General features: G+C 71.0%; 11 protein-coding genes and 1 tRNA gene. 5 read left to right on the forward strand and 7 right to left on the reverse strand.

What is annotated here, in order from left to right; all coding sequences use genetic code 11:
- Together AC5WRT_RS38205 and AC5WRT_RS38210 are read left to right on the forward strand one after the other, a co-directional pair.
- On the forward strand, positions 1-362 hold a 362-nt coding region (locus AC5WRT_RS38205), incomplete at its 5' end, for an AMP-binding enzyme (RefSeq protein ID WP_496098786.1).
- 94 nt (positions 363-456) lie between these two features.
- The gene (locus tag AC5WRT_RS38210; protein WP_496098787.1) at positions 457-1230 is read left to right on the forward strand and encodes a sulfite exporter TauE/SafE family protein; all 774 of its coding nucleotides are present in this window, start codon (positions 457-459) and stop codon (positions 1228-1230) included.
- 194 nt (positions 1231-1424) lie between these two features.
- Here the strand turns inward: AC5WRT_RS38210 and AC5WRT_RS38215 are convergent, their stop codons facing one another.
- Positions 1425-2207, reverse strand: a complete 783-nt coding sequence (locus AC5WRT_RS38215) for an HAD-IIA family hydrolase (protein WP_496101067.1) — start codon at positions 2205-2207, stop codon at positions 1425-1427.
- A 60-nt stretch (positions 2208-2267) separates the two neighbouring features.
- Between AC5WRT_RS38215 and AC5WRT_RS38220 the strand changes: the two genes are divergently transcribed.
- Positions 2268-3014: a cobalt-precorrin-6A reductase gene (locus AC5WRT_RS38220; RefSeq protein ID WP_496101068.1), complete on the forward strand. Its 747-nt coding sequence runs from the start codon at positions 2268-2270 to the stop codon at positions 3012-3014.
- Positions 3015-3200: 186 nt separating this feature from the next.
- On the opposite strand, the gene cobF is transcribed toward AC5WRT_RS38220, so the two are convergent.
- Positions 3201-3974, reverse strand: a complete 774-nt coding sequence (cobF, locus tag AC5WRT_RS38225; protein WP_496098790.1) for a precorrin-6A synthase (deacetylating) — start codon at positions 3972-3974, stop codon at positions 3201-3203.
- Between the two features lie 78 nt (positions 3975-4052).
- Entirely contained in the window at positions 4053-4559 is a 507-nt protein-coding gene (locus AC5WRT_RS38230) for a DUF309 domain-containing protein (RefSeq protein WP_496101069.1), read from the reverse strand.
- A 104-nt stretch (positions 4560-4663) separates the two neighbouring features.
- Here AC5WRT_RS38230 and AC5WRT_RS38235 point away from each other — a divergent pair.
- A tRNA-Pro gene (locus AC5WRT_RS38235) sits at positions 4664-4737 on the forward strand.
- A 117-nt stretch (positions 4738-4854) separates the two neighbouring features.
- Complete coding sequence (locus AC5WRT_RS38240) at positions 4855-5796, forward strand: aminoglycoside phosphotransferase family protein (RefSeq protein WP_496098792.1); 942 nt, start codon at positions 4855-4857, stop codon at positions 5794-5796.
- Positions 5797-5799: 3 nt separating this feature from the next.
- Here the strand turns inward: AC5WRT_RS38240 and AC5WRT_RS38245 are convergent, their stop codons facing one another.
- The 4 genes from AC5WRT_RS38245 to AC5WRT_RS38260 are packed head-to-tail and all read right to left on the reverse strand — an operon-like array spanning position 5800 to position 11029.
- Positions 5800-7812, reverse strand: coding sequence for a beta-galactosidase (locus AC5WRT_RS38245; RefSeq protein WP_496098793.1), 2013 nt, complete (start codon positions 7810-7812; stop codon positions 5800-5802).
- 30 nt (positions 7813-7842) lie between these two features.
- The gene (locus AC5WRT_RS38250) at positions 7843-8730 is read right to left on the reverse strand and encodes a carbohydrate ABC transporter permease (protein WP_496098794.1); all 888 of its coding nucleotides are present in this window, start codon (positions 8728-8730) and stop codon (positions 7843-7845) included.
- A complete protein-coding gene (locus tag AC5WRT_RS38255; RefSeq protein WP_496098795.1) occupies positions 8727-9707 on the reverse strand; it encodes a carbohydrate ABC transporter permease in 981 nt (326 codons plus the stop codon). The genes AC5WRT_RS38250 and AC5WRT_RS38255 overlap by 4 nt, the downstream gene beginning before the upstream one ends.
- Positions 9708-9715: 8 nt before the next feature.
- Positions 9716-11029 carry an ABC transporter substrate-binding protein gene (locus AC5WRT_RS38260; RefSeq protein WP_496098796.1) on the reverse strand — a complete coding sequence of 438 codons (1314 nt, stop codon included), beginning with the start codon at positions 11027-11029 and terminating at the stop codon, positions 9716-9718.
- Positions 11030-11270: the final 241 nt, after the last annotated feature.

An 11270-nucleotide genomic window follows, 5' to 3' on the forward strand; every position in this document is an offset into this window, starting at 1 on the left:
GCCCATCGGATCTTCATGAGACTTCTAGGCCCATCGTCGACCGCAAGAAGGACGTCATCATCCGCGGCGGCTGCAACGTCTACCCGAGGGAGGTCGGGGAGGTGCTGATGCGCCACCCCGGCACCACCCAGGTCGCCGTCATGGGGCTGCCCGACGAGCTGCACGGCGAGGAGGTGTGCGTCGTCGTCGTACCGGCCCCGGGCACCGCCCCGGACGCCGCAGCGATCACCGAGTGGTCCAAGGAGCACCTGGGCCGGCACAAGTACCCGCGGCGCGTGGAGTTCACCGACGCGATGCCGCTCGGGCCCAGCACGAGGGTGCTGAAGCGGGAACTGCGGGCGCGGTACGTGGAACAGCCGTAAAGCCCCCATAGCGGGCGGCGGGGCCGCGGCAGGGGCCACCTGGCGAGACGGTCCTTACGCCGGAGGCCCGTCCGTCCATAGCATCGGTCCCCGCATGAACACGATGACGCTCTGGCACATATCCGGCTGGGGGTTCGCGGCGCTCGCCTTCGCGGCCCTCCTCGTCGGCTTCTCCAAGACCGCGGTGAGCGGGGCCAACACGGTGAGCCTCGCCGTGTTCGCGGCCGTCCTCCCGGCCCGCGCCTCCACCGGCGTCCTGCTGCCCGTCCTGATCACCGGGGACGTGCTCGCCGTCCTCATCTACCGGCGGCACGCCCACTGGCCCACTCTGTGGCGGCTGTTTCCGGCCGTCGCAGCCGGAGTGGCGGCCGGCACGCTGTTCCTGATGTGGGCCGACGACGGGACCGTACGGACCTCGATCGGCGCGATCCTGCTGCTGATGGCCGGAGTGACGCTGTGGCGGCGCCGCACGACGGACACGGCGCAGGCGCCGGAGGCGGGGACCACACGCGGCGGCCGCGCCAAGGCCCGCTCCTACGGAGTGCTCGGCGGGTTCACCACGATGGTCGCCAACGCGGGCGGCCCGGTGATGTCGATGTACCTGTTGTCCGCCGGCTTCCGGAAACTGGGCTTCCTCGGTACCTCGGCGTTCTTCTTCCTGATCGTGAACGTGTCCAAGGTGCCGTTCAGCGCGGGCCTCGGACTGATCGACGGGCGCTCGCTGCTCCTTGACGCCGCGCTCGCGGTGTTCGTCGTGCCCGGCGCGCTGTTCGGCACATGGGCCGTGAACAGGATCAACCAGCGCCTCTTCGAACAACTCGTGATCGCGGCGACGGTCGTGGGCGGAGTGCAACTGCTGCTGCGCTAGGGCCTGTCCGACGATTCCCGTCGGCGCGCGGTGCCATGCACGCTCCCCCCACTGCCTCAAGGGCGTGGGAGGTGCCCCCGCTCGCCGTACCGGCCCCGGACCCGAGTACGTGTCCGGTACGAGGGCCTGGGGCCGGCACGCCGAGAGCACGCACTGACGCCGCTCGGCCGCCCCTCGGGCAACGACGCGAATCGTCAGACAGGCCCCAGCCCCAGCAGAGCGGGAAGGTCCGCGAAGGAGTCCACCACATGGTCCGGTGTGCCGCTCGCGTTCGCATGGGTCTCCGGTTGGTACTTCCCCGTCCTGACGAGCACACCGGTGATCCCGGCCCGCTGCGCCGCGAGTACGTCCGACTCGATGTCGTCGCCCACCATCAGCGCCCGGTTCGCGCCCACCCCCAGCCGGGCCAGCGCGGCCTCGAAGAACGCCGGGGACGGCTTGCCGGTGACCTCCGCCTCCACCCGGGCCGCCTTCTCCAGCCCGATCAGAAAGGCGCCCGAGTCCAGTTGCAGCTCTTCGTCGGTGCGCCAGTACAGATTGCGGTGCATGGCGACGAGCCGGGCGCCCCGCTGGAGGTGCCCGAAGGCACGGTTGAGCGCCGCGTAGTCGAACTCGGGACCGGCGCCGCCGACGACGACCACGTCGGGACTCTCCTCGACCAGGGTGAGGTTACCGAGGTCCTCCCGGATGTTCCCGCTGTTGAGCAGGGCGCAGCGGGCGCCCGGGCAGTGCTCGGCGAGATGGGCGGCGGTGACGGCGGGCGCGGTGAGCACGTCGCGCGCACTCACCTCGAACCCGGCCTCCGACAGGGTCTCGGCGACCGACGCCCGGGTGCGGGACGTCGTGTTGGTCACCAGCGCCGCACCGAGCCCCGCCGCGCGGATCGCGCGCAGCGCCCGCACCGCGCCCGGCAGCGGCTTCCAGGAGACGGTGAGCACACCGTCGATGTCGATCAGCACGGCACGCACGGAATCCATACCCCGACCGTAGCGACCCGGAGGCCGGACCGGACCCTGCGACCTCGTACCCTCACCCCCATGCCCGCGCACGTCCTGATCCTCGGCGGCACCACCGAGGCCCGCCGTCTCGCCGCCGACCTGGCCGCCCGGACCGGTGTCCGGGTGACCACGTCCCTGGCGGGCCGGGTCGCCCGGCCGGGAGCGGTGGCGGGCGAGGTACGGACCGGCGGCTTCGGCGGGGCGGAGGGCCTGGCCGACTGGCTGCTCCGGCACCACGTCGACGCCCTGGTCGACGCCACCCACCCCTTCGCCGAGAACATCACGGCGGGCGCCGTCCGCGCCGCGGCGGCCACGGACGTCCCCCTGGTCGTCCTGCGTCGCCCCGGCTGGCGCCCGGGCCCCGGCGACCGCTGGTATGACGTCCCGTCCCTGGCCGGGGCCGCCGAGGCGCTGCCCGGCCTCGGCCGCCGGGTCTTCCTCAGCACCGGGCGCCTGGGCCTCGCCGCCTTCGCCCACCTGACCGACCTGCACTTCGTCGTCCGCTCGGTGGAACCGCCCGAGCCGCCCCTGCCACCGCACACCGAAGCAGTCCTCGCACGCGGCCCGTTCACGGTGGCCGAGGAGACGGAACTGCTTCGCACCCGCCGCATCGAGGTGCTGGTCACCAAGGACAGCGGCGGTGAGGCGACGGCGGCGAAACTGACGGCCGCGCGCGAACTCGCCCTGCCCGTGCTCGTCGTACGCCGGCCGCCGCGGCCCCGGGGCGTGGCGGTTGTGCCCGACGTGGCGGGCGTGCTGGAGTGGCTCGGGCTCAGCCCGCGGTGAGGACCGACGCCCGGATCCGGTCGACGGCACCCAGCACGTCCCGGTTCTCGGCGGACTTGATGCGGACCGGCAGCCCGGCGACCAGGGCGTGCCTCGGCCCGATGGTGTCCCCGTCGGCGCGCTCACGCAGGCCTGCGTCGACATGGAGCCGGATCAGATTGTCCAGGCGGCCCCGCCCACCCCGCCCTACTGATCCCCGGGGTTCCTGCGCAGCAGGTACGTGTCCATGATCCAGCCCTTGCGCTCGCGGGCCTCGGCCCGCACCCGCTCGATCCGCGGAGCGGCCTCGGCGATCGGGCCGCAGACCAGGATCTCGTCGGGGGTGCCGAGGTACGCCCCCCAGTAGATGTCGATGTCGTCCTCGGCGTACCGCCGGAAGGCCTGGTGCGCGTCCAGCATCACCACCACGTCGTCCACGCCCTCGGGGAAGCCCTCGGCCAGCCGGCGCCCGGTGGTGATCTGCACGGGGCGGGCCACCCGGTTCAGCCCCGTGCGGTGGCGGGCGACCAGGGCGGAGACACTGCTGACGCCCGGTACGACGTCGTACTCGAACGCGACCGCGCCGCGGGCCAGCACCTCCTGGAGGATGCCCAGCGTGCTGTCGTACAGCGCGGGGTCACCCCACACCAGGAACGCGCCGGTGCCGTCCTCGTCCAGCTCCTCGGCGATCAGCCGCTCGTAGATCCCGGCGCGGGCGCTGCGCCAGTCCTCCACCGCCGGTGAGTACGCCGGCCCGCCCGCCTTCCGGTCCCGCTCCGGGTCACGGGCCTCCACCACCCGGTACGACCCCGCGGACAGATGCGCGTCCAGCATGTCCCGGCGGAGCCGGGTGAGATCGCTCTTGACCTCGCCCTTGTCGAGCAGGAAGAAGACGTCCGTGCTCCGCAGCGCCTTGACCGCCTGCAGGGTCAGCTGGTCGGGGTCGCCAGCGCCGATACCGATGACATGAATCCTTCGCACGCCCCCGAGTCTGCCCTACGCCACCGACAGCGGGCGCACCGCCTGCCCGGGCCCGGCGGCGGCACCCGTCGTGTCGCGTCAGGCACTCAGCCGGGGCGCCTCGTCCACGGCGTCCACGGGCAGTTCTCCGCGCTCCACCCGGTCCGCCAGTTCCCGCGCCCACCGGGTGAGCCCGGCCAGATCGATCCCGTACGGCCGGTCCTCGCCCTGCCCGGTCTCCCACTGCGCCAGCGCCCCCGCGCCCCGCCGCAGCAGCCGTGCCCCGCCGACGGCGTTCCCGCGCGCGGCGTGCGTCAGCCCCACCGCCAGCTGGGCCAGCCCCCGCCACAGCGTGCGCTCCTGCGCGGGCCGCGACTTCCAGGCGTCCTCGAACACCTCGTGGGCGTGGAACGGCTTTCCGGCGTCCAGCAGCGCCTGCGCCGCGGCGACCGTCTCCCGTGGCGTCCGTACGACGCCTTCCGGCTGCCGGGGAACACCCTCCGTGCCGTAGGGCAGCGGCCGGCCCAGCCCGTCCCGGGGCCGCGCACTGCGCGCCCGCCCCTCCGCGTCCCGGTCCCTGGCATCCGATGCGCCCGCGTTCGTCATACGACCGATTGTCCCCGGCTCACCCGGACCCTCTTCGGTCCACCCCCGAAGGTGGGGTAAAGTGCTGTTCGCGCGATCACGCGGGTCACCGTGGGTGAGTGCATCGGGACGTGGCGCAGCTTGGTAGCGCACTTGACTGGGGGTCAAGGGGTCGCAGGTTCAAATCCTGTCGTCCCGACTTGCGGAAACGCAGGTCAGGGGTGGTGTCGCAGCAGTCAGGCACCACCCCTCGATCATGTCCGGAGACCATGCCGGACGGCGGTCGGGGCGATCGACGACGAGGGCTGGACGCCAGGTGATCGGACTACCGGACGCTTTCGTGCGCGGCACCGTCGAGCGCGAAGGAGCCGCCGGACGGACCTGGCTCGCCACCGTCCCCGGGATCGTGGACGACCTGCTGCGGCGCTGGCACTGCGTGCCCGACGGCGAGGTCACCCACGGCGGCGTCGGTGTGATCGTCCCGGCGCGCCGGGCCGCCGCCGGGGACGCGGCCGTGCTCAAGGTGTCCTTCCCGCACCCGGGCAATGTGCACGAGCCCGACGCCTTCACGGTCTGGCGCGGCCGGGGAGCCGTCCGGCTGCACGAACGGGACGACGAACGGTTCGCGATGCTGCTGGAGCGCGCCCACGCCACCACCCTGGCGCAGACGGCGGACGGCGACGAACTCCTCGCGGTCGCCGGACGGATCAGCCGCCGCCTCGCCGTGCCCGCACCGCCCGCACTGCCCCGGCTGCGGGACCGGTGCGGTGCCTGGGAGGAGCAGCTGCGCACCGACCGGGCGACGCTGCCGCACCGGCTGCCCCGGCACGTGGTCGACGCCGCCGTGGCGACCGTGCGCGAGCTGGGCCGTGACCGGGTGGACACGCTCATCCACGGTGACCTGCACGCCCGCAACATCCTGCGCGCCGACCGCGAGCCGTGGCTCGCGGTCGACCCCAAGGGATACGCGGGAGACCCGGCGTACGACGGGGGAACGCTCCTGAAGACCTACGCGGCGCACCGGGCCACGGCCGACGAGCTGCCGAAGGCGGTGCAACGCGCCGTCGGCGTCTTCGCCGAGGCGGCCGGACTCGACCGTGAGCGCGTCCGGCGCTGGGCCCAACTGCACGCGGTCCAGGCCGCGTTCCACGGCCGACGCGAGGGATTCCGCACGGCCCGCCAGGGCGGCCGGCCCGATCGGCTCGTCGCCCTCGCCGACCACCTGGCGGAGCTGCTCACGCGGGCGGAGCACCGCTGAAGGTCACCGCGGCTCGCGTACGACCGCCACGTCGCCCGGTGCGACCGTGACCGTGCCCGCCGTCTCCTTGCCGGTCAGCAGCTCCAGCGAGCCCGCGGCGACGGGGACTTCGGCGCCCCGGCCGGCGTGGTCGATGACGAACAGGTAGTCCGCCTGCGGGCCGCGCCGGCGCACCACCTCCACACCGGGCGGCGCCGTGCGCACCGGTTCCACGCCCGCCTCGCCCCCGATGCGGTCCAGCAGCGCGCCCAGGGTGGCCGGGTCCGGCAGTGTGGCCAGGTACCAGGCCGCGCCCGTGCCGTACGGGCGGCGGGTCACCGCGGGGACACCGGCCAGGGCGCCGTCGGCGTACGACGCGACCGCCTCGGCGTCCTCGAGCCGCAGCCGCTCCGACCACAGCGTGCCCGTCGCCCCGTCCGGCACCGCACCCGAGAGCGCGACCCGCTCGGCGGGCAGCAGCGGAAACGGTTCGTCCGAGCGGACGCCCAGCACCTCGCGGAACGCCCCCGGATAACCGCCCAGCCGCACATGGCAGTTCTCGTTCACGGCACCGCTGTGGAAGCCCACGGCGAGGGTGCCGCCGTGCTCGACGAACGCCGCCAGGTTCGCCGCCCCCGTCTCGTCGACCAGGTACAGGCTCGGGGCCAGCACCAGCCGGTAGCCGGAGAGGTCCGCGCCGGGGCGCACGAAGTCCACGGCCACCGCGGACCGCCACAGTGGCTCGTACCACGCCCGGACGAGATCCGCGTGGCGCAGTTCGCCGCTCGGCTGCGAGGGCAGTTCCAGGGCCCAGCGGGCGTCCCAGTCCCAGACGATCGCCACCTCGGCCGGACTGGTGCTGCCCCGGACCTCCGCGAGCGCCCGCAGATCGGCACCCAGTCGCACCACGTCCCGCCAGATCCGGCTGTCGGTGCCCGCGTGCGGCACCATCGCCGAGTGCCACTGCTCGGCACCCGCCCTCGACTGCCGCCACTGGAAGTACGCGATGCCGTCCGCGCCGCGCGCCACGTGCGCGAGCGCGTTGCGGCGCAACTCACCGGGGCGCTTGGCGCGGTTGACGGGCTGCCAGTTCACCGCGCCGGTGGAGTGCTCCATGAGCAGCCAGGGACCGCCCGCCAGGGAGCGGGTGAGGTCGCCGCTCAGCGCGATGTCGATCTGCGGCTCGGGATCGGTGGACATCAGGTAGTGGTCGTTGGAGACGATGTCCAGCTCCGGCGCCCACCGCCAGTAGTCGAGCGCGTCGAAGGCGGGCATCACCATGAAGTTGGTGGTGGCCGGGACGTTTGGCGCCGCCGCCCGCAGCACGTCCCGTTCCGCCGTGCACAGCGACAGCAGCTCGTCGGAGCAGAACCGCAGCCAGTCCAGCTGGTGCGTCGGGTTGGGTACGGCGCCGGTGGCGCGCGGCGGCAGGACCTCCTCCCAGTCGTAGTACCACTGGCTCCAGAAACGCGTGCCCCAGGCGTCGTTGAGGGCGCTCAGGTCGTCGCCGTGGCGGGCCCTGAGCCAGCGGCGGAAGGCGGCCGCGCTGGTGTCGCAGTAGCAGGCCGCGTTGTGGCAGCCGTACTCGTTGTGCACGTGCCACATGCGCAGCGCCGGATGGTCCGCGTACCGCTCGGCCAGCGCGCCCGCGATGCGCAGCGCGGCCTCGCGGTACGCGGGGGAGGAGGGACAGAACGTCTGACGGCTGCCGTAGGAGAGGGTGCGGCCGTCGCGGTCCACCACAAGCGCCTGGGGGTGGGCGCGGAAGAACCACGCCGGAGGCGCCGCCGTGGGCGTGGCCAGGTCGACGGCGATGCCGTTCTCGTGCAGCAGGCCGAGGACCTTGTCCAGGCGCGCGAAGTCGTACACGCCCTCGGACGGCTCCAGCAGCGCCCAGGAGAAGATGCCGACGCTGACCAGGTTCACCCCGGCCTCGCGCATCAGGCGCATGTCCTCGGCCCACACCTCCTCGGGCCACTGTTCGGGGTTGTAGTCGCCGCCGTACGCGAGGCCGGGGACGGACAGGGTGCGCTTCACTGTGTTTCTCGGTTCCCTTTCAGGTGCGTCTCAGCCCTTGTTCGAGCCCAGGGTCAGGCCGCTGACGAACTGCCGCTGGAGCGCGAAGTACACGACCAGCGTCGGGATCGCGGTCAGCAGGGAGCCGGCGGCGACCAGGTTGGGGTCGGTGAAGTACTGGCCGGAGAGGTTGTTCAGGGCCGAGGTGATCGGCATGTTCTGCCCGGTCGAGATGAGCACCAGCGCCCAGAAGAAGTCGTTGTAGATCCAGATCGACAGCAGGGTCGCCAGGGCCGCCATCGCCGGCTTGCACAGCGGTAGCGTGATCTGCCAGTACAGCCGCCACACCGAGGCGCCGTCGACCAGCGCGGCCTCCGTCAGCTCGTGCGGCAGCGAGCGCATGTAGTTGCTCAGCACGAACGCGCAGAACCCGGACTGGAACGCCACATGGATGAGGACCAGACCGAGGGCGGAGTCGTACAGCTTGCCGCTCTGGGTGATGCCCGGCAGGTTCGTCAGCAGGTACAACCGGTACAGCGGGGTGATGATGACCTGCTGCGGGAGCAGGTTGCCGGCCGTGAAGACCAGCAGCAGCGCCAGGTTGAGCCGGAAGTCGAACCGGGCGACGTAGAACGCCACGCAGGAGGACAGGAACAGCGTCAGCAGCACGGCAGGGATCGCGATGACCAGCGTGTTGCCGAAGTAGTGCAGCATGTCCGACTGCTGGAAGGCGTTCGTGAAGTTCTCGAACGTCAGCTTGTCCGGCCAGGAGACGTATCCCTTGTTGCTGGTCTCGCTGTACGGCCGCATGGCCGAGAAGATCGCCCACAGCAGCGGTGCCAGCCAGGCCAGCGCCGTACCGGCCAGGAAGACGTGCAGCAGGACGCGGGCCGGGCGGATCGGGGCGCGCTGCTTCAGCGGCAGAGTGGTGCTGCTCATGCGCGCCGCTCCTTCCGGAAGGTGGCGATCAGATACGGGATGATCACCGCGAGGGAGATCACCAGCAGGACGACGGCGATGGCGGAGCCGTAACCGATGCGGCTGGACTCGCCGATGATGTTGTTGGTGACCAGGATCGACAGCAACTCGGTGCCCTGGGCGCCCTTGTTGAAGACGAAGACCAGGTCGAAGGCGCGCAGCGCCTCGATGATCGTGACGACCAGCACCACCGTGTTGGTCGGGCGCAACGTCGGGAAGATGACGCTCTTGAACGTCTGCCACTCGTTGGCGCCGTCCAGCGCTGCGGCCTCCCTGAGCGAGGGGTCGACGCTCTTGAGGCCGGCCAGGTACAGGATCATCATGTAGCCGGCGTGCCGCCAGGACGCGGCGATGAGGATCGCCCACAGGTTCAGGTGCGGGTCGCCGATCCAGTCGATGTAGTGGCCGGGCTTGTTGGCCCCGATGATGCTGTTGATCAGGCCGGTGTCCGGGTTGTAGACCAGCTGCCAGACGAAGCCGATGCAGGCCATCGAGATGACGACCGGCAGGAAGAACGCCGTCTGGTAGACCCGGCTGAAGCGGATCCGCTTGTCCAGCTGCACGGCCAGGAACAGGCCGAACGGCGTCGGGATCAGGATCAGTACGACGAACCAGATGATGTTGTGCTGGACGGCGGGCCAGAACTGCGGGTTGTCGTTGAAGAGTTGCTTGAAGTTGTCCAGGCCCACCCACTTGATCGAGTCGAACCCGATGCCGTCCCAGGTGGTGAAGGCGAGGAAGATCGAGGCGATGGCGGTGACCCACACCAGGAGCACGTGCAGGACGGTCGGCACGCCCGCCATGAGGGCGAGCGTGACACGGTCACGGCGGGTCAGCAGACGGCGGTGGCCGTGTGTGGCCCGCGTGCGCGCGGGCGAGGCGCCCGGGGGCGGCACGGCGGCCGCCTCCGGGGTCTTCGTGGTCGTATCGGTCGTCATCGGGCCGCTCACTGGGACGCGAAGATCGTCTTCTTCTGGCGCTCGATGGACGACAGCAGGCTGTCCACGCCCTTGGGGTTCTGCAGGAACTTCTGCAGGCCCGGCTGCATCACCGTGGAGGTGAAGTCGGGGCGGGAGTCGCGGTCCATGAACTGGGTGAGGGTCTTGGCGCTGCCGATCATGTCGAACGCCTTCTTCTGCAGCGCCGAGTACGCGGACGTACTGGCCTTGTTGGAGGCGGCCACCACGCTCGGGTCGCCCTTGAGGTACAGCTCCTCGGCCGCCGGGGTGCCCAGGTACTCCATCAGCTTCACGACGCCGTCGTGGTTCTTCGGGGACTTGCTCACCATGAAGCCGTCCGTCGGCGCCTCGACGGTGTCCTGGCCGTAGGCGGGGTTGACCACCGGGAAGGGGAAGAAGTCGAGGTCGTCCAGGTCGGCCTTGTCGGTGAACTGCTGCGCCACGAAGGAGCCGAGGAGGTACATGCCGGCCTTCTTGGACACGAGGGTCTGCGCGGCGTCCTGCCAGGTACGGCCCATGAAGCCGTCCTGGTGGTAGGGGAGCAGCTCGCTCCAGTGGTCGAAGACGGCCTTCACCTTGGGGTCGGTCCAGGCGGCCTTGCCCGCCATCAGCTGGACGTGGAAGTCGTAGCCGTTGAGCCGGAAGTTGATCTGGTCGAAGGTGCCCATCGCCGGCCAGGCGTCCTTGTCGCCGAAGGCGATCGGGACCAGGCCGTCCTTCTTCATCTGCTTGCACAGGGCGACGAGTTCGTCCCAGGTGCCGGGGACGTTGTAGCCGTGCTGCTGGAAGACGCTCTTGCGGTAGAAGATCGCCCAGGGGTACGTCGTCAGCGGCACGAAGTAGTACTTGCCGTCCGCGCCCTTGCTGAGCTTCTTCATAGCGTCGGGGAAGTTGTCCCCGATCTTCGCCCACACGTCGTCGATCGGCGAGGCCAGGCCCTTCGCCGCGAAGAACTGCATGCGGTACCCGGCGAACCAGTTGAACACGTCGTCCGGCGTGCCCTGCAGATACGAGTTGATCTGCTCCTGGAAGGTGTTGTGGTCCTTGGTGTTGACGTCGACCGTGATGCCGGACTGCTTCTTGAACTGCGCGTACACGGCCTCGAAGGCCTTCTTCGGCACCGCGTCGGAGGCGTTGGAGCCGAGGGTGACGGTCTTGGGGTCCGAGGAGGAACCGCTGCCTCCGCAGGCGGACAGCAGGGGTATGCCGGCACCGGCGAGCAGGGCGGCACTGCCCGCTCCGCGCAGAACCGAACGACGGCTGGGACCGGGGACGGAGAGACCCGAGGGGGAGAGGCGCATGGCGGCTCCTGAGGAATGCAGGGGCTCGGTCAAGGGGATGAGTTGATCACCGAAAGGTTGTCGAAACCGCTCAGAAACCAACTCGACCGAACATCGTGGCCGTAATAACAGCCTCATGTCCGCTCATGAGTCAATAGGGCAGTCCTCTCTGTGCTGTCTCTTGCCCGAAACGTAATCGTCACGGTTACCTGCGGGTTCGCCGGAGGGCGGGCAGGACGGCCCGCGCGGCGCAGGCGGCCGA

This window comes from Streptomyces sp. NTD91, assembly GCF_059510455.1.